The following is an 18,020-nucleotide window of genomic DNA, read 5'->3' as shown; positions in this document are numbered from 1 at the left end:
CCACCTCAGTCGTGACGGTGGGGGCGGTAGGCGTGGCCGTGGTGATGACCATGATCATGACCGTGATCATGGCCGTGGTCATGGTGGTGGTGATCCTCGTCGGTGCCGATGCCGCGCACATGGTGGTGATGACCGGCCTGAACCGCACCGACAGAGGCCTCGTAGCCCACCACCTGTTCGCGGTATTTGCACAAGCTGCAGTTCATGGCGGGCGAGCCCTCGAGGATTTCCCCCACCCTTTCGACAAAGCTGTCGATCACCAGGGGATGGTCGTTGAGATAGGGAGCCTTGAGGAACTCGACGCCCGGATGGGCCGCCGCCGCCTGATCGGTCCAGTCGTAGATGCGCTTGACCAGAATGCCGGTGAACAGGAAATACGGGAAGACGATGACCCGCTTATAGCCAAGCTTGGTCACCCGCTCGAGGGCCTGATCCACCAGGGGATAGGCCACGCCGGAAAAGGCGATCTCGGCCCAGCCGAAGCCCATGCCTTCCCACAGCATGCGCGCCACCTTGGCGATGTTGGAATTGGCATCCGGGTCGTTGGTGCCGCGTCCCACCACCAGCAGCAGGGTGTCCTTGCGATCGATAGCGGCTAAGGACGCGGCCTCGGCCTCCTCGATGCGGGCGCGCGCGGCGGCCAACAGCTTGGTATCCACGGCCAGCTCACGCCCGAAGGCAATGGTCATGCCGGGATTCTCGGCGGCGAACGAATTGATCTCCCAGGGCAGGTCGTTCTTGACGTGACCGGCCGCGAACAGCATGCCCGGCACCGCCAGGATGCGCGACACGCCCTTGGCCTTCAGCGCGTCCAGGCTGGTGCGGATGATGGGCGTGGCGAATTCCAAAAAGCCCGAATCCACCTCGTATTGGGGCAGGCGCTGGGTCAGATGCCCGGCCAAAGCCTGGAATTCCCGGATGGCATCCACATCGCGGCTGCCGTGGCCGCACAACATCACACCGATCTTCTCGCTCATCTCGCCCTGGTCCTTGCCTTCGAGCCACCCGGCTGGTCCCTGCCTCCGGCCGGTTTGAAACGCGGACTATAGGCGGGAGCACCGGAATGATTCCAGCCAAATCATCCCGGTTGACGGAGCCCCCCCGTCCCGACAATCTTGCCCCCATGTTTCCGCTGTTCATGCATTCCGCGCACGCGCCCGAAGGGCTGATGCTGCTGTTCATGGCCATCGCCCTCGATGCCGCGCTGGGCGAGATGGGTCCGCTGTTTCGCATCCTGCCCCATCCGGTGGTGCTGATCGGCCGCGTCATCGGCCTGCTCGACCGCCGCCTCAACCGGGCGGAACGCACCGGTCCTGAGCGGCGGTTCAGGGGCGTGGCCGTGGCCTTGGGCCTCAGCCTGGGTGCCTTGGGAATCGGCGCGGTGATCATTTTCCTGGCCCGAACGCTTCCCCATGCCTGGCTGTTCGAAGTCTTCGTGGCCGCCACCTTGCTGGCGCAGCGCTCCTTGTTCGAGCATGTGCACGACGTGGCCAGCGCCCTGAAGGACAGCGGGTTGGAGGCCGGGCGCTATGCGGTGTCGCGCATCGTGGGCCGCGATCCCCAAAGCCTGGATTCCCATGGCGTGGTCCGCGCCGCCATCGAAAGTCTGGCCGAGAATTTCGCCGATGGTGTGGTGGCGCCGGTCTTCTGGTACGCAATCCTCGGCCTGCCCGGCCTGTTGCTCTACAAGACCATCAATACCGCCGATTCCATGATCGGCCATCTAAACGACAAATACCGGGATTTCGGCATGGCCTCGGCGCGCCTCGACGATGTCTTGAACCTTGTTCCCGCCCGTCTGGCCGGGCTGTTGCTGGTCCTGGCCGCGCCCTTCGTGCCGAAGGGCAAGCCGGTCAAAGCCCTGGTCACCATGATCCGCGATTCCGGCCACCACCGCTCCCCCAATTCCGGCTGGCCCGAAGCGGCGGCGGCAGGCGCTTTGGATCTGGCCTTAGGGGGACCGCGCAAATATCCCGGCCTCACCGTGGACGAGAAATGGCTGGGAACGGGCCGGGCGCGGGCCGAGGTCTCGGACATCCATCGGGCTCTGCACCTTTACACCGTGGCCTGCCTGATCCAGGTGGGGCTGGTCATCGGATGTCTGTGGCTACAGGCCTGACAGACCCCGCAACGCATCCATATCCAGATGCCGTTCCAGATGGTCGGCAAGGCGGTCCAGCACGCAATCCACCATGGGCTCGTATTCCAGTCCGCTGTCTTGGCCCAGCAGGGCGGCGCGGAAGGCATCGGAGCCGAACAGGCCGTGCAGATAGCAGCCCATGACGCGGCCATCCGCCGAGACCGCGCCATCGGGGCGACCTTCCAGGGTGAGGAAGGGCCGGGCGCTATCGGGACCGGTGCTGCGGCCCATATGCATTTCGTAACCCGTCACCCCATGGCCCGCGGCATCGCGGCCGGTGACACGGCGCAGCACCTTGTCGCCCTCCATCACCGTCTCCACGTCGAGCAGGCCCAGACCAGCCGCGACGCCCCCCGCAGGGCCTTCGACGCCCAGGGGATCGGAAACGCTTTTGCCCAGCATCTGGAATCCGGCACAGATGCCCAGAACCCGCCCGCCACGGCGGGCATGGGCCAGGATGTCGATGTCCCAGCCCTGGGCCCGCAGGAAATCCAGATCGGCGATGGTGGATTTGGAACCGGGCAGGATGATCAGATCGGCATCACGCGGCAAGGGGCGGCCTGGCTCCACCATGTCCAGACTGACCCCGGGCTCGGCGGCCAGGGGATCGAAATCGTCGAAATTGGCGATGCGCGACAAACGCGGCACGGCGATCTTCAAGCCCCCGCCTCCCGCCCTGCCTCGGCCCAGCGAAGCCGAATCCTCGGCGGGCAGCAGGGCAGCGTCGGCGAACCAGGGGACGATGCCGAGACAATTCAGGCCGGTCTTCTCGCGGATGATGTCCAGCGCCGGAATGAACAGCGCCGGATCGCCGCGAAAGCGGTTGATGACATAGCCCTTGAGCCTGGCCCGCTCCGCCTCGGGCAGAATGACCCAGGTGCCGATGATGGATGCGATGACACCGCCCCGGTCGATATCGGCGACCAGCACCACGGGCAGATCGGCGGCCTCGGCAAAGCCCATATTGGCGATATCGGCGGCACGCAAATTGACTTCGGCGGCGCTGCCCGCGCCTTCCACCACCATCAGATCGGCTTCGGCCGCGAGGCGGTCATAGCTTTCCAGCACGCGCGGCAACAAGGTGGGTTTGAGCCCGTGATAATCCCTGGCCGTAGCGCTGGCCACCACCTTGCCTTGGACCACCACCTGGGCGCCGGTCTCGCTTTGCGGTTTCAACAGCACAGGATTCATGTCCGAGCGGGGCTCTACCCCCGCCGCGCGGGCCTGCAGCGCCTGGGCGCGGCCGATTTCGCCGCCATCCGTCGTCACGGCGGCATTGTTGGACATGTTCTGCGGCTTGAAGGGACGGACCACCAGCCCCTGGCGCGCGAACAGACGGCACAGGCCCGCCGCCACCAGCGACTTGCCCACATCCGAGCCGGTACCTTGCAGCATGATGGCGGGTGTCTTCGTCATGGACCGGACTGTCGCAGACCCGGCGCATGGGAGCAAGACCGACACCCAACACTTGTCTCTTTCGCCCCGATCACGATATGAGGGGCCATGGCTCATGCTTTTCTTCTCCACCTCCAGGGGCGCAGCTTGCCCATCGCCATCAAGCGGTCGGGCCGGGCGCGCAATATGAGCCTGCGCCTCGATTCCGGCGGCGGATCATTGGTGGTGGTGCTGCCCGACGGCGTGCCGGAGAAGGAGGCCCTGCGCTTTGCGCAAGCCCAAAGCACCTGGATCGAAAGCCGCCTCGCCGTTCTGCCCGGCCCGGTCCCCTTCAGGGATGGCGGCGAGGTGCCCCTGCTGGGCTTGGCCCATGTCATCGCCCACCAGCCCCAGGCGCGGCGCGGCGTCTGGGCCGAGGCGGGCGTGATCCACGTCTCGGGTCAGGCCGAGCATCTGCCCCGCCGGGTGGAAGAGTTCCTGCGGGGCGAGGCCCGCGTGGTCATGGCCCATCACGCCCGAGACCTTGCCACTCAATTGGGCCGCAAGCCGGGGCGCATCTCGGTACGCGACACATCATCGCGCTGGGGCAGTTGCTCGGCCCATGGCGATCTGTCCTTTTCCTGGCGGCTGGTGATGGCGCCCGACTGGGTGGGGCGTTATGTGGCCGCCCACGAAGTCGCCCATCTAGCGGAAATGAATCACGGTCCCGATTTCTGGGCGCTGGTGGAAAAGCTGGCCGGAGATTATAAGGCTCCGCGCGCTTGGCTAAAGCGGCACGGTCCGCAATTGCATCGATATGGGGCCCCTTGTGAGTAACGAAACGCCTTCGCGGCGCATGGCGGTCCTGTTGACCCTTCTGGTGGCGTTCGGGCCGGTCTGCACCGATCTCTATCTCGCCTCGCTGCCCGACATGGCCCGCGATCTGGCCACCACCACCACCATGGTGCAGTTGACGCTGTCGGCCTTTGTCGGCGGCTTCGCGGTGATGCAGTTGGTCTATGGCCCGCTGTCCGACCGCTTCGGACGCCGCCCGCTGCTGCTGGGCGGCATCCTTATCTACGTGGCGGCCAGCATCTATTGCGTCTTCGCCCCCAGCATCGAGGCCCTGATCGCCGGACGGTTCGTCCAGGCGGTGGGAGCCTGCTGCGGCCCCGTCCTGGGCCGGGCCGTGGTGCGCGATCTGTTCGCCCGCGAGCAGGCGGCCAAGGTGATGAGCTACATGGCCTCGGCCATGGCGCTGGCGCCCTTGGTGGCGCCCACCATCGGCGGCTGGTTCCACACATGGTTCGGCTGGCGCTCCAATTTCCTTCTGCTGGCCCTGTTCGGAGTCCTGTTGCTGGCCCTGGTCTGGCGCATGCTGGGCGAGACCAACCAGCACAAGGACCCGCAAGCCATGGATCTCGGCCGCATGGCGGAGAACTACCGCGAGATCCTGACCCATCGGCTGTTCCTGGGCTATGTGCTGACCATGACGGCGGCCTTCGGCGGGCTGTTCAGCTTCATCTCGGCATCCAGCTTCGTGATGATCGACGTCATGGGGATGGAGCCCCGCTTCTTCGGTCTGGCCTTCGCCTTCGCCTCGGCGGGATTCGTGGTGGGCGGATTCGCCGGAGCCCGGATCACCCATGGCAAGGGCATCGAGCGCACCGTGTTTCTCGGCACACTGGGTTGCGCCCTGGCCGGACTGGCCCTGGCCGGGCTGGTCTGGTCGGGACTGGCCAGGCCGGGCGGTCTGGCGGGCATCGTCATGATCATGGGGCCGGTGATGGCGTTCTTCGCCTCCTGCGCCCTGATCATGCCCAATGCCACGGCGGGCGCCATCGCGCCCTTCCCACGCGCCGCCGGAGCCGCCTCCTCGGCCATGGGCTTCATCCAGATGAGCGGCGGCGCGGTGGCGGGCTGGCTGGTGGGACGGCTTTATGATGGCTCGGCGCGGCCGCTGGCCACCATGGTGGCGGTCATGGGGCTGATGTCGCTGCTGGTCTATCTCGGACTGGTGCGGCGGGCAGCCACACGGTGAAGGTCGAGCCTTCGCCCATGCGGCTATCGATGGTCAGCAGGCCGCGATGGCGGTTGACGATGTGCTTGACGATGGCCAGACCCAGACCGGTGCCGCCCATCTTGCGCGAGCGCGCCGTGTCCACCCGGTAGAAGCGCTCGGTCAGGCGAGGAATATGCTCCGCCGGAATACCCTCGCCGTGATCCTTGACCGCCAGCCGGACCACCGGACCCGCACGCAGCGCCGTCCCCGCCCCCGAGGGCGCGCTGTCGGCCAAGGCGACGCTGACTTCCACGGCACTGCCGTCATTGCCATACTTGACCGCGTTTTCCATCAAGTTCTGAAGCAACTGCGCCAGTTGGTCCGACTGGCCGGTCACCGGAGGCAGACCGTCGGCGATCTCGACAACCAGTTCCATGCCGCGCGGACTGGCCAGGGGGCGCAGCGCCTCGGCGGCACTGGTCGCCAGCCGGGCCAGATCCACCGTTTCGCCGGGCTGCGAATGTTCGTCCAGTTCGATGCGCGACAGCGACAGGAGATCGGCCACCAGCCGACTCATGCGGCCCGATTGCTCGGCCATGATGCCTAAGAACTTTTCCCGCGCTTCTTCGTCATCGCGGGCCGGGCCCTGCAAGGTCTCGATGAAGCCCGAGAGAGCCGCCAGCGGCGTGCGCAATTCGTGACTGGCATTGGCGACGAAATCGGCCCGCATGCGCTCCATGCGTCGGATGGCGGTCAGTTCGTGCAAGGTGAGCAGGGCGATGGCCGCCTCGAAGGCAGGCTGGCCGTCCAGACGTTCGATGCGCGCCGCGAAAAAGCGCTCCACCGGAATGGCCTGGGTGAACTCGCATTCGCGAAATGGCGCAGCGCCTGACACCACCGCCTGCACCGCCTCGGTAACGGTGGGATCGCGCAGCACGGCGGCCAGATCACTGCCCGCCGGATCACGGCCGAACAGGCGGGTGGCGGCCCGGTTGGCGCGGACCACCCGGCGGCCCGAATCCAGCAGGAGCAAGGGATCGGGAAGATTCTCCAGCAGGCTGGCATTCCAGCGCGCCGTCTCGGCCAGTTCGGCGGAACGGTGCTGCCACAGGCGGCGCAGCGCCGCCACCGCCGCCGCGATCTCGGCCAGAGCCATGCCGTCCTTGCCCGGAGCGGTGGCGATGTCGCCACCATGGGCCAGGGTGCGCACCCAATTGGCCAGACCCGACAACTCGCCCAGATGGGAGCGGACCAAGGGCAGCAACAGCGAGGTCACCATCACCCAGGTGCCGATGGCGGGCCAGATATCGAGACGCCCCGCCCCGGCCAGCACCACCAGCATGATGGCGGTGGGGCTGGACAGGAACAGGGCGACCAGCAGGACGCGGCGCGGGGTGACGGTTCCTCTGATCATTCCGTCCGCTCAGTATCAGCGGACGGCATCATAGCTGGCCAGGACGGCCATGTTGACGATGTCATTGGCGGTGGCATCCATGGAGGTGATCTGCACCGGCTTGGACAGGCCCACCAGAATGGGGCCGATGACGCTGACCCCGCCCAGCTTCTGCAGCAGCTTGGAGGCGATGGTGGCGGAGTAAAGACCCGGCATCACCAGCACATTGGCCGGTTCCTTCAGGCGGCAGAACGGGAAATGGCTGAGCAGATCCGGGTCAAGCGCCACATCGGCGGCCATTTCGCCGTCATAGACGAAGTCCACCTTGCGGCTGTCCAGAATGCCCACCGCCTCGCGCACCCGGTCGGCGCGCTCGTTGCTGGGATTTCCGAAATTGGAATAGCTGATCATGGCGACGCGGGGTTCGTGGCCCATCTGACGCGCCTTGTGGGCGGTCTGCACCGCGATATCGGCCAGTTGCTGCGGCGTGGGCGTTTCCATCACCGTGGTATCGGCCATGAAGACCAGCTTGCCCTTGACCACGAAGACCGTCATGCCGAACAGCAATTCGCCCGGGGTGGGGTCGATGACCTTCTTGATCTCCTCGAAGGCCTGCCAGTAATTGCGGGTGAGGCCAGTCACCATGGCGTCGGCGTCGCCCGACTGCACCATCAGCGAGCCGAAAATGTTGCGCTCCTGGTTGACCAGACGCTGGACGTCGCGATACAGCGCCCCCCGGCGCTGCAGCCGCGCATAGAGCATATCCGTATAGGCCTTGGTGCGCGGCGAGATGCGCGAATTGATGATGTCCAGCGATTCGGCCGCTGGCAGGCCGATATTCTTCATGGTCTCGCGGATGCGGTCCTCGCGCCCCAGCAAGATGGGGTGACCCAGGCCCGCATTGGCGAAGGCCACGGCGGCGCGGATCTGCTTTTCCTCCTCGCCCTCGGCGAAGACCACCCGCTTCGGGTTTGCCTTGACCGCCTCGGTGATGGTCTGCATCCCAGCGCTGGCCGGATCCAGGCGGGCGGACAATTCCCGCTTATAGGCGCCCATGTCGATGATGGGCTTTCGCGCCACGCCCGAATCCATGGCCGCCTTGGCCACGGCGGGCGGGATGGAGGCGATCAGGCGCGGATCGAAGGGCACCGGGATGATGTAGTCGGGGCCATAGCGCAGGCGGCGTCCGGAATAGGCGGCATCCACCTCGTCGGGAACATCCTCGCGGGCCAGGGCGGCGATGGCCCGGGCGGCGGCGATCTTCATGGAATCGTTGATGGTGCTGGCCCGCACGTCCAGCGCGCCCCGGAAGATATAGGGAAAGCCCAAGACATTGTTGATCTGATTGGGATAGTCCGAGCGCCCGGTGGCGACGATGGCGTCGGACCGCACCGACTTCACCTCTTCCGGCGTGATCTCGGGATCGGGATTGGCCATGGCGAAGATGATGGGCCGGGGCGCCATGGAGGCGACCATCTCGGGCGTTACCGCTCCCTTGACCGACAGGCCGTAGAACACGTCGGCGCCCTCTAAGGCCTCGGCCAGGGTGCGAGCCTTGGTGGGAACCGCATGGGCCGATTTCCACTGGTTCATGCCCTCGGTCCGGCCCTGATAGATGGTGCCCTTGGTGTCGCACAAGGTGACATTCTCGTGGCGCACGCCCATGGCCTTGGCCAGTTCGATACAGGCGATGCCCGCTGCGCCCGCGCCATTGACCACCACCTTGACCGTGGAGATGTCACGGCCCGTAAGGTCCAGCGCGTTGATCAGACCGGCCGCCGAAATGATCGCCGTACCGTGCTGGTCGTCATGGAACACCGGAATGGGCATCAGCTCGCGCAGGCGCTGCTCGATGATGAAGCATTCCGGCGCCTTGATGTCTTCCAGATTGATGCCGCCGAAGCTGGGGCCGAGATAGCGCACGGCGGCGATGAATTCCTCCACGTCGCGTGTATCGACTTCAAGATCGATGGAATCCACATCGGCGAAGCGCTTGAACAGCACCGCCTTGCCTTCCATCACCGGCTTGGACGCCAGGGCGCCGAGATCACCAAGACCCAGCACGGCGGTGCCATTGGAGATCACCGCCACCAGATTGCCCTTGGCGGTATAGTCATAGGCCAGCGAGGGATCGCGGGCGATATGCAGACAGGGAAAGGCGACGCCCGGCGAATAGGCCAGGGACAGGTCGCGCTGGGTGGCCAGCGGCTTGGTGGGGACCACCTCGATCTTGCCGGGGCGGCCCGAGGAATGCATCAGAAGGGTGTCGCGTTCCAGGGCATCGGTACCCTTGGAATCGGCGTTGCGCGATACCTCGGAGTGGAAATTGCTGGCCATGTCTTGTTGTTTCCCCTGATCTCACCGGATGGCGGGGCGTTGGCCGCCCCGTCTCGTCTTGGCATTAAAGCGTCGAGAAGTATGAACCGTCTGCCCCCGGATATCCGTCAATGACGGGTGCCTTTGGCGCGTTCGAAAATATGGATATTGCCGCCGCCCGCATCGGCCAGCAGGGCGCGGACCTTGGCCTCCTCCTCCTGGGAATCGGTGGCGACCCACAAGATCACGCTGCCCGCCGCCAAAGCCCGGACGAAACCGTCGGAATCGGGAATGGCCGCCACTTCGTCCAGCACCTCCTTGACCGCCACGCTGCCCACACCCGCGGCCACCAGACCCGCGATCACCGCGCCCACCGGACCGGCGGCCAGCGCAATCAGACCGGCCGCCACCAGGGGACCTTCGAACTTCAGCTCGCCCATCACGGCGATCAGACCGTCGCGCCATTTGCGCGCCTTGGCCCCCGCGGGCCCCTCGGCGGCGTCCAGGGAATCGTGGGAGGTCAGAACCGACAGCTTGTCGCGGCCGAATCCCTCGGCCAGCAGAGCGGAGACCGCGGCCTCGAAATGGCTGCGGTCAGCGAAGGTGCCCACCACTTCGCGAAGGGCACCGGGACGGGTTTGAAGGGCGGCTGTCATGGGATTCTCCTCGTGTCGGCCTGATGATCCCATTGTGCGCCGAAAGCGGGACTCTGCAAAGGGGGGCTGGCATTTGCGCGTGATGACGTCCGTGCTACTGTGCCGACGGTTTCCCATTGCCGCGATTGACCTGCCGTGACCGCCCCGACGCCCGCCATTCCCGATGACGCCACGCCCATGATGGCTCAATATCTGGCCATCAAGCATGCCCATCCCGATTGCCTGCTGTTCTATCGCATGGGCGATTTCTACGAGCTGTTCTTCGATGACGCGGTCAAGGCCTCCGCCGCGCTGGACATCGCGCTGACCAAGCGGGGCAAGCATGCGGGGGATGATATCCCCATGTGCGGCGTGCCCGTGCGCGCCTACGAGGCTTATCTCGCCAAGCTGGTGCGCTCGGGCTTCAAGGTGGCCATCGGCGAGCAGATGGAAGACCCCGCCGAGGCCAAGAAGCGCGGCTCCAAATCCGTGGTGGCCCGCGATGTGGTGCGCGTCATCACGGCGGGCACGCTGACCGAGGACACCCTTCTCGACGCGCGGTCCCACAATTACCTGGCGGCGGTGGCCGAGGCGCAAGGCACGCTGGGTCTGGCCTGGGTGGATGTGTCCACCGGCGATTTCGCCATGCAGGCCATTAGCCCGAAGACTCTGGCCGCCGCCCTGGCGCGCCTCGAGCCCGGCGAGTTGCTGGTCTCCGACCGCCTGCTGGGCAATGCCGAGTTTCATGAGGTCTGGGCCGAGTGGCGCAATGTTGTGTCGCCGCTGCCCACCGCCCGCTTTGATTCCGAGAATTCCAGGCGGCGCCTGGAAGCCCTGTACGGCGTCGGCGCGCTGGACGGGTTCGGGGCCTTCACGCGGGCCGAACTGGCCGCTGGCGGCGCCTTGGTGGATTACGTCGAGCTGACCCAGAAGGGAAGACTGCCCCGTCTGTCACTGCCTAAGCGCCTCGCCGAGGGCGCGGTGATGGAGATCGACGCGGCGACGCGGCGCAATCTGGAACTGACCGAGACCTTGTCGGGCGAACGCCGGGGCTCGTTGCTGGCCACCATCGACCGCACGGTGACCGGGGCGGGGGCGCGCCTGCTGGCCGCCCAACTGGCGGCGCCGTTGACCGATCCCCAGGCCATCGAATACCGCCTGGACATGGTGGGCTTCTTCGTCGAGCACGAAAGCATCCGGGATCAGTTGCGCGAGACGCTGAAGCGTTGCCCCGATGTGGAGCGCGCCCTGTCGCGCCTGTCCCTGGGGCGTGGCGGCCCGCGTGATCTGGCCAATGTCAGGGATGCCCTGAAGGAGATTCCCAGCCTTCGCACCCTGGTCACCCAATCCCATCTGGACACGCCGCCCGGCATCGGCCAATGCGCCCGCGAATTGGGCGAACATTCGGGTCTGGTGGACCGGCTGACCCGCGCGCTGGCCCCCGACCTGCCGCTCAATGCGCGGGACGGCGGCTTCATCGCCCAGGGCTTCCACGAGGGCCTGGACGAGCTGAAATCCCTAAAGACCGAGGGCAAGGGCGCGCTGATGCGCCTTCAGGTCCGTTATGCCGAGGAAACCGGCGTCACGGCGCTGAAAATCAGCCACAACAACATCATCGGCTATCATATCGAGGTCTCGTCCAAGCAGGCCGACAAGCTGGGCGAGGGCTTCATCCACCGCCAGACCATGGCGAATACGGCGCGCTATACCACCACCGACCTGATCGAGCTGGCGGGCAAGATCACCGGGGCGGACGATCGGGCCCTGGCCCTGGAAATGGAACTGCTGGCCGAGCTGATCGGCGAGGTCACGGCCAAAGCCGCCGAGATCGCCCTGGCGGCGTCGGCCCTGGCCGGTCTCGACTGCGCCTCGGCCTTGGGCGAGATGGCGTCCGCGGCACGCTGGTCGCGGCCCAGGGTGGATGACAGCACCGCCTTCGATATCAAGGGCGCACGCCACCCGGTGGTGGAAGCGGCGCTGGAGGCCGCGCATTCCGGCCCCTTCGTCGCCAATGACTGCGATCTGGCCGATGCGCAGCGGCTATGGCTGGTTACCGGCCCCAATATGGCGGGTAAAAGCACCTTCCTGCGCCAGAACGCGGTGATCGCCATCCTGGCCCAGATGGGGTCCTTCGTGCCTGCCGAATCCGTGCATATGGGCGTGGTCGACCGGCTGTTTTCCCGCGTCGGCGCCGCCGATGATCTGGCGCGCGGGCGGTCCACCTTCATGGTGGAGATGGTGGAGACCGCCGCCATCCTCAATCAGGCGGGACCTCGGGCCCTGGTGATCCTGGACGAGATCGGACGCGGCACCGCCACCTTCGACGGTCTGTCCATCGCCTGGGCGGTGGTCGAGCATCTGCACGAGGTCAACCGCTGCCGCGCCCTGTTCGCCACCCATTATCATGAGCTGACGCGGCTGACCTCGCGGCTTTCGGCCCTGTCGTGCCACATGATGCGGGTCAAGGAATGGCAGGGCGACGTGGTCTTTCTGCACGAAGTGGGGGCAGGCGCCGCCGACCGCTCCTATGGCATCCATGTGGCGCGTCTGGCCGGGCTGCCGGGCGCCGTGCTGACCCGCGCCGAGGAAGTTCTGGGCATTTTGGAAAAATCGGATCAGGCGTCGGGCATGGCGCGTCTGGCCGATGATCTGCCGCTTTTCGCGGCCCTGGCCAAGCCCAAGCCGGTAGCGGCCAGTGCCGCGCCCCAGGTATCGGCCCTGGAAGAGGCCTTGAAGGCGGTCAATCCCGACGATCTTTCGGCGCGCCAGGCCTTGGATCTGGTCTATGAACTGAAGCGATTGTTGTGAACAGCCTGATCACCATCATCCTGCCCGCCGGGCGCTCGGCCATCGAACTGTCGCTGTTCGTGCTGTTGCCGGTCATGGTGGTGATGCTGACCATCATGCGACTGCTGGAGGCCTGGGGCGTCCTGGACTGGGTGGTGGCCAAGCTTGCCCCCATCCTGCGCCCCTTCGGCCTGACCGGGCTGGGGGTCTTCGCCGCCCTGCAAGTCAGTCTGGTCAGCTTCGCCGCCCCGGTGGCGACGCTGGCCATGATGGAGCAGCGCGGCACCTCGGACCGCCATCTGGCCGCCACCTTCGCCATGGTGCTGGCCATGGCCCAGGCCAATGCCGTCTTTCCCATGGGCGCGCTCGGCCTGCATGTGGCCCCGGTGATGGGGATTTCGCTGCTGGGCGGGCTGGTGGCGGCGGCGGCCGCCTATCATCTGGCCGGGCGCTCGCTATCGGCCGACGAACACGACGTGGACGAGACGCTGCGCCATCCCGTGGCCGAGACCGCCAAGGGCGTGCTCGACGTCATCAACCGGGCCGGGGCCGAGGCCTTCAAGATCGCCGTCGGCACCATTCCCATGCTGGTCCTGGCGCTGACCGTGGTTACCGCGCTGCGCCAGGGCGGCGCCATCCAGGCGCTGACGCAAGCCCTGCCCTTCCTCGATCCCGCCCTGATCCTGCCCGCCGTCACCAAATATCTGGCGGGCGGCACCGCCATGCTGGGCGTGGTCGACGAGCAGGTTCGCAGCGGCCAGCTTCTCGCGCCCCAGCTCAATGCCTGGGCGGGGGTGCTGATCCATCCCCTGGACCTGCCGGGGGTGGCGGTGCTGATGGCCGCCGGTCCCCGGGTGGCCAGAGTGTGGAGGCCCGCCGTACTGGGTTCCCTGGCCGGTATCGCGTTAAGGAGCGTGCTGCATCTGGTGCTGGCTTAGCCCCTTAACCCCGCTTGGCGTAGGCTGCGGTCGATCCAGGCCTTGGACAGCTTTTCCGAGGCCGAATTCTGGCCCAGGCGCTCGGCCAGACTGGCGAAGTCCACCTTGTCCAGGGCTTGATCCTGGTCGAAGCAGGTGAACACCACCTTCTCCTCGCCGGTAACCGGGTCCTTGTGCTTTTGCAGGCACTGGGCGCAAACCTCTTTGAGCATGCATTGCATGGGCGAGTTGATGGAGCCGATGCCCTGATGCTCGCGCTTGATGAAGGGGGCAAGGCGGTCGTGACGGGCCTTGGCCACCGCCGCCATCATGCGGTCCGAGCCGATGGCGATGATGCGGTCCACATGGGTGATGGGAATGACCTGCTCGCCCAGGCGGCCCTCGCCATAGGCCACCATGGCCTCGACGATATTGCCGACGAAGGTCCGGTCCTGGGGACGGTTGGGGGCAAAGCCCTCGCCGCCGTCCACGCACCACACCACCACATCGGCGGCGGCCTCGATATCGGCCACCTTGAAGCGGTCATGGGCGTTCTTGTAGCCCGCGAAGTACAGCACCTTGGACCCCGCGCTTCGGAAGGCGCCGCCGATGGAGAACAGCACGGCATTGCCCAAGCCGCCACCGGCCAGCAAGACGGTCTCCGAGCCGCAGACATGGGTGGGAGCGCCCGTGGGCCCCATGAGGACCACCGGCTCGCCCGGCGTGAGATGGGCGCAAAGATCGCTTGATCCGCCCATTTCCAGGACGATCAGCCCGACCAGCCCCTGCTCCTTGTCCACCCAGGCTCCGGTCAGGGCCAAGCCTTCCATGGCCAGCGAGGTGTTGCCCAGCTTGGCCGCCAGCATCTCGAAATTCTGCAGGCGGAAGAACTGGCCGGGGCGGAATGCCTGGGCCGCCGCAGGGGCCCTCACCACCACCTCGATGATGGTCGGCGTCAGGCGGTTGACCGCATGGACGCGGGCGCGCAGCCGGTCGTTCAGGGTCTCGAACAGCTTGGCCGCCGGAACCGGATTGGCCGGGCGGCGTTCCATGGCCCGCGTCACCACCGGATGGCCCTGCTTGGCCGAGGCCATGGCCGAGACCACATTGCCCGCATAGGACGGGTGCAGGTCGCCGAAGAAGCTGATGGTGCGGTCGAAACCGTCCACATGCATCAGCACCTGGGGAATGTTGGGCTTGGCGAGGCGTTCGGGACTGACCGGCTGGCCGTCCTCGTCCACCGCCTGGAAGAACTTGCCGTCCAGGGTGATATCCGTGCGCTCGCGGGCCAAGGTTGTGTTGGGCACGGTGCCCGCCGCCACCAGCACGGCGCGGGCGGGCAGTCGGTGGGGCTGGCCGTCCCGGTCCTTGAACTGCACGCCGTTGGCCGAGCCGAAATCATCGGTCTCCACCGCCACCGGAGTGACGCCTTCGACAAAGCGGATGCCTTCCTCCAGGGCCTTGGAGATTTCCTCGTGATTGCGGTAAGCCGGGCTGTCGGTCAGGCCCCGGCGATAGGCCACGGTGGCGCCCCCCCAGGATTGCAGCAGTTCGAGGATGCGCGGCGCCCTGCCCTCGGCCCCAGCGGCGCGACGCTCGGTGCGGATGGCCTGGGCATGGGTGATGAACTCGTCGGCGATGGCGTGGTCTTCCTCGGACCAGTGGGCACGCACCGCATGCTCGCCCCGCTCGGCCACCAGAAGCTCGTAGCGCGACAGGAACTTTTCCACCTGGATGGGGTAATAGGCCATGGCCTCGGTGCAGGTGTCGATGGCAGTCAGCCCTCCGCCGATCACCACCACCGGCAGGCGAAGCTGGAGATTGGCCAGGGTGCCCGAGCGCGCCGCGCCGGTCAGTTGCAGGGCCATCAGGAAGTCCGAGGCCTGGCGCACGCCGCGCGCCAGGCTGCCCGGCATGTCGAGGATGGTGGGCTTGCCCGCCCCCGTGGCCAGGGCCACATGGTCGAAGCCCAGCTCGAACGCCTCGTCGAGCGTCAGATTGCCGCCGAAGCGCACGCCGCCGAACAGGGCGAATTCGCTTCTGCGTTCCAGCAGCAGACGGATGACGTCGAGGAAATTCTTGTCCCAGCGAACCGTGATGCCGTATTCGGCCACGCCGCCAAAGCCGCCCATGATGCGCTCGCCCAGGGGCTGCCACAGGCTGCGGATGTCGCGGACGGGACGGAAGGCCACACGCTGGCCGTGAGGGTCGATGCCCGAGAGATCGGCGGCCAGAGGCTCGATCTTCAAACCGTCCACCGCCACCACATGGTGGCCATCCTGCATCAGGTGATGGGAGAGCGTGTAGCCTGCCGGGCCCATGCCCACCACCAGCACCTTGCGCCCCGAATCGGGACGGGGCAGCGGACGGCGGATATTGGCCGGGTTCCAGCGGGTCAGCAGGGAATAGATCTCAAAGCCCCAGGGCAGTTCCAGCACATCCTTCAGGGTGCGGGTCTCGGCCTCGGGCACGTTGACCGGGTCACGGTTCTGGTTCTGGTAGACGCAGGCCGTCATGCAGTCGTTGCAGATGCGATGCCCGGTGCCCGCCGCCATGGGGTTGTCGACCACGATGATGGCCAGCGCCGCCAGGGCATGACCGGCGGCCTTGACCTCGTGCATCTCGGAGATCTTCTCTTCCAGCGGGCAGCCTTCCATGACCACGCCCAGCGCGGTCTTGGCGGTCTCGCCGGTCTTCTTGTCCTTCATGCCCTTGGAGCAGGAATCCCGGCCCTGGTGATGGCAGAGGATGCAGTAATTGATCTCGTCCAGCGCGCCCTTCAGGTCGGTGCCAGAATCGGTGAGGTTGAAACCCTCGCGGCGGCGCAGGCGTCCGGCTTCGAATTCCAGGGCGGGCACGCCGCACAGTTCGGTGGGGACCACCGGGACCTCGTGCAAGGGGTCGTGCTTGGCCGGAACCTTGAACAGCACGCCTTCGGGATGATAGGCGCTGTCATGGGCGGCCACCTTGGCGGCGGCCAGACGGGTGACCAGGGCCAGTTCTTCGCCATGGGCGGCCTCATCGTCCATCCAGGCCAGGACGCGCCGGGCAAAGCCCAATTCCGAGAAGGGCTCGCCCACCTTCAGCGCATATTCCATCTCCAGCCCGTGGGCGTCCAGGGTGGCCGCCTCTTCCGGCTTGATGGCCTTGAGTGCCCGGCGCTGCACGAACAGGCGCTTGGCCTGATAGAGCGGCGCAAGGCCGTCCTGGCGGGCTCGCAATTCGGACTGGGCGGCTCGGATGGCGAAGAGTTCGGCCAGAAAGTCGTCCAGATGGGGCGCCAGATCGACCAGTAGCGCGGCTTCATCCTTGGAAGACAATGCATCGGGCGCGGCGCGGGCGGCGCCTAGACGCGCGGCCAGGGCGCCATCGGCCTCGGTCAGGGCGGTCAGAAAAGCCCGGTCCACGCGCTCCAGGCCGGAACGCTGATACAGGTCGTTGAAGGAAAGGCCATGGCCAAGGGCCGGATGCGTCATGTCCACACTCATTGTCTGAAAAGCCTCGAGATCACCGGAAAGCCCCACTCGTCAACCTCATATGGCATTGTGTAGAATTATTCACAACGACAAATTTTTTGTGGGAAATCCGGGTAACCGCTCATTAACATGCGGCTGATATCCTGTATTCGGGGTAAAGGGCTGCAGGACGGACAGGATGGATCTTCCCGTGGAGACGCCAGCGACACCCGAGGAGCAGGAGGCCCTGTTCCAGGCCATCATCCTGAAAATGTCCAGCGTCGCCAACCCGGCCAAGTTGGAGCAGCTTTCCCTGCTGGCGCTGGACCTGATGCTGCGCCGCCCCTTCGACCAGGATCTTCGCGGCGCGCTCCGGCGCCGGGTGGGCGAGGTCATCGCCGAGGTCAAGCCCGAGCATTCTTCCGACGTCCAGCGCAACGAGATGCGTTCGGCGGCACGCGGCTGCATCGAGGTGCTGCGCGCCGCCAAGGAACAGCGTCTGCCACGCTCGGTCACCGACAATTGGGCCCAGCACAAGGACGGCAAGTTTCATTTGCCCCCCCACCATGTCACCGAAGAGGAGAAGGAGGAAGGGCGCGGCCTGAAGATCGCCGTGGCGGTTCTGGTGCTGCTGACCCTTTCGGTCGGCGGCTATATCCTGTGGACCCGCTCCCAGACTCCCGTGGAAAATACCGGCAGCGAAGCCGACCGCTTCGTGGCCCAGATAGTGGATTCCGCCCAGGGCAATCCGCCGCCCTCCCACTTGTTCGGCGGCCCCATCCGGGTCACCTCCATGAATGGCGTGCCGGTGGTGATCGCCGAGCAGGTTCCGCCGCGCATCTGCTCGGCATCGGGCATGAAGCTGGTGAAGAAGGGCCTGCTCAGCGTCAACGGCAATACCCCCACCCGCGTCTCCTCGGCCATCATCACCGAATTGTGCAACAAGGAAGGGGGCGGCGATGCCACGCTCATGTGGGCGCCGAAATAGCCTCCTCTCCTTT

The 18,020-nt window shown here is 66.3% G+C and carries 12 protein-coding genes; 6 read left to right on the top strand and 6 right to left on the bottom strand.

What is annotated here, in order from left to right; translation table 11 throughout:
* Positions 1-5 precede the first annotated feature (5 nt).
* Positions 6-977, bottom strand: a complete 972-nt coding sequence (locus tag CCC_RS18445) for a sirohydrochlorin chelatase (protein WP_009869557.1) — start codon at positions 975-977, stop codon at positions 6-8.
* Positions 978-1,123: 146 nt separating this feature from the next.
* On the opposite strand from CCC_RS18445, the gene cbiB reads away from it, so the two are divergent.
* A complete protein-coding gene (gene cbiB / locus CCC_RS18440; protein ID WP_009869558.1) occupies positions 1,124-2,119 on the top strand; it encodes an adenosylcobinamide-phosphate synthase CbiB in 996 nt (331 codons plus the stop codon).
* Here the strand turns inward: cbiB and CCC_RS18435 are convergent.
* Positions 2,108-3,556 carry a cobyric acid synthase gene (locus CCC_RS18435; RefSeq protein WP_041042282.1) on the bottom strand — a complete coding sequence of 483 codons (1,449 nt, stop codon included), beginning with the start codon at positions 3,554-3,556 and terminating at the stop codon, positions 2,108-2,110. The genes cbiB and CCC_RS18435 overlap by 12 nt on opposite strands.
* 87 nt (positions 3,557-3,643) lie before the next feature.
* Here CCC_RS18435 and CCC_RS18430 point away from each other — a divergent pair, with 87 nt between their 5' ends.
* Together CCC_RS18430 and CCC_RS18425 are read left to right on the top strand one after the other, a co-directional pair.
* Complete coding sequence (locus tag CCC_RS18430; protein WP_009870868.1) at positions 3,644-4,351, top strand: M48 family metallopeptidase; 708 nt, start codon at positions 3,644-3,646, stop codon at positions 4,349-4,351.
* Positions 4,344-5,555: a multidrug effflux MFS transporter gene (locus CCC_RS18425; RefSeq protein ID WP_322097225.1), complete on the top strand. Its 1,212-nt coding sequence runs from the start codon at positions 4,344-4,346 to the stop codon at positions 5,553-5,555. The genes CCC_RS18430 and CCC_RS18425 overlap by 8 nt, the downstream gene beginning before the upstream one ends.
* Here CCC_RS18425 and CCC_RS18420 read toward each other — a convergent pair.
* From CCC_RS18420 to CCC_RS18410, 3 genes are all read right to left on the bottom strand, one after another.
* The gene (locus CCC_RS18420) at positions 5,494-6,930 is read right to left on the bottom strand and encodes a sensor histidine kinase (RefSeq protein ID WP_009870870.1); all 1,437 of its coding nucleotides are present in this window, start codon (positions 6,928-6,930) and stop codon (positions 5,494-5,496) included. The two genes, CCC_RS18425 and CCC_RS18420, sit on opposite strands and share 62 nt — an antisense overlap.
* A gap of 15 nt (positions 6,931-6,945) precedes the next feature.
* On the bottom strand, positions 6,946-9,246 hold the full coding sequence (locus CCC_RS18415) for an NADP-dependent malic enzyme (RefSeq protein WP_009870871.1): 2,301 nt from the start codon (positions 9,244-9,246) through the stop codon (positions 6,946-6,948).
* A gap of 107 nt (positions 9,247-9,353) precedes the next feature.
* Positions 9,354-9,881, bottom strand: coding sequence for a hypothetical protein (locus CCC_RS18410; protein ID WP_041042280.1), 528 nt, complete (start codon positions 9,879-9,881; stop codon positions 9,354-9,356).
* A 177-nt stretch (positions 9,882-10,058) separates the two neighbouring features.
* Between CCC_RS18410 and mutS the strand changes: the two genes are divergently transcribed.
* Together mutS and CCC_RS18400 are read left to right on the top strand one after the other, a co-directional pair.
* Positions 10,059-12,668, top strand: coding sequence for a DNA mismatch repair protein MutS (mutS, locus tag CCC_RS18405; RefSeq protein WP_052473309.1), 2,610 nt, complete (start codon positions 10,059-10,061; stop codon positions 12,666-12,668).
* Positions 12,665-13,585, top strand: a complete 921-nt coding sequence (locus tag CCC_RS18400; protein ID WP_009870874.1) for a nucleoside recognition domain-containing protein — start codon at positions 12,665-12,667, stop codon at positions 13,583-13,585. The genes mutS and CCC_RS18400 overlap by 4 nt, the downstream gene beginning before the upstream one ends.
* Here the strand turns inward: CCC_RS18400 and CCC_RS18395 are convergent.
* A complete protein-coding gene (locus CCC_RS18395; RefSeq protein WP_236686409.1) occupies positions 13,582-17,040 on the bottom strand; it encodes an FAD-dependent oxidoreductase in 3,459 nt (1,152 codons plus the stop codon). The two genes, CCC_RS18400 and CCC_RS18395, sit on opposite strands and share 4 nt — an antisense overlap.
* A 178-nt stretch (positions 17,041-17,218) precedes the next feature.
* Here CCC_RS18395 and CCC_RS18390 point away from each other — a divergent pair, with 178 nt between their 5' ends.
* On the top strand, positions 17,219-18,007 hold the full coding sequence (locus tag CCC_RS18390) for a hypothetical protein (protein WP_009870876.1): 789 nt from the start codon (positions 17,219-17,221) through the stop codon (positions 18,005-18,007).
* Positions 18,008-18,020 lie beyond the last annotated feature (13 nt).

It is taken from the genome of Paramagnetospirillum magnetotacticum MS-1, from assembly GCF_000829825.1.
Taxonomy (GTDB): domain Bacteria; phylum Pseudomonadota; class Alphaproteobacteria; order Rhodospirillales; family Magnetospirillaceae; genus Phaeospirillum; species Phaeospirillum magnetotacticum.
The sequence above is the reverse complement of the archived record's forward strand: the minus strand, read 5'-3'. Positions and strand labels throughout refer to the sequence as shown.

Bases quoted from the DNA above. Each gene is read 5' to 3' on its own strand.
- CCC_RS18445 (WP_009869557.1), bottom strand. From the start codon at position 977: ATGAGCGAGAAGATCGGTGTGATGTTGTGCGGCCACGGCAGCCGCGAT.
- cbiB (WP_009869558.1), top strand. From the start codon at position 1,124: ATGTTTCCGCTGTTCATGCATTCCGCGCACGCGCCCGAAGGGCTGATG.
- CCC_RS18435 (WP_041042282.1), bottom strand. From the start codon at position 3,556: ATGACGAAGACACCCGCCATCATGCTGCAAGGTACCGGCTCGGATGTG.
- CCC_RS18430 (WP_009870868.1), top strand. From the start codon at position 3,644: ATGGCTCATGCTTTTCTTCTCCACCTCCAGGGGCGCAGCTTGCCCATC.
- CCC_RS18420 (WP_009870870.1), bottom strand. From the start codon at position 6,930: ATGATCAGAGGAACCGTCACCCCGCGCCGCGTCCTGCTGGTCGCCCTG.
- CCC_RS18415 (WP_009870871.1), bottom strand. From the start codon at position 9,246: ATGGCCAGCAATTTCCACTCCGAGGTATCGCGCAACGCCGATTCCAAG.
- CCC_RS18410 (WP_041042280.1), bottom strand. From the start codon at position 9,881: ATGACAGCCGCCCTTCAAACCCGTCCCGGTGCCCTTCGCGAAGTGGTG.
- mutS (WP_052473309.1), top strand. From the start codon at position 10,059: ATGATGGCTCAATATCTGGCCATCAAGCATGCCCATCCCGATTGCCTG.
- CCC_RS18395 (WP_236686409.1), bottom strand. From the start codon at position 17,040: ATGACGCATCCGGCCCTTGGCCATGGCCTTTCCTTCAACGACCTGTAT.
- CCC_RS18390 (WP_009870876.1), top strand. From the start codon at position 17,219: ATGGATCTTCCCGTGGAGACGCCAGCGACACCCGAGGAGCAGGAGGCC.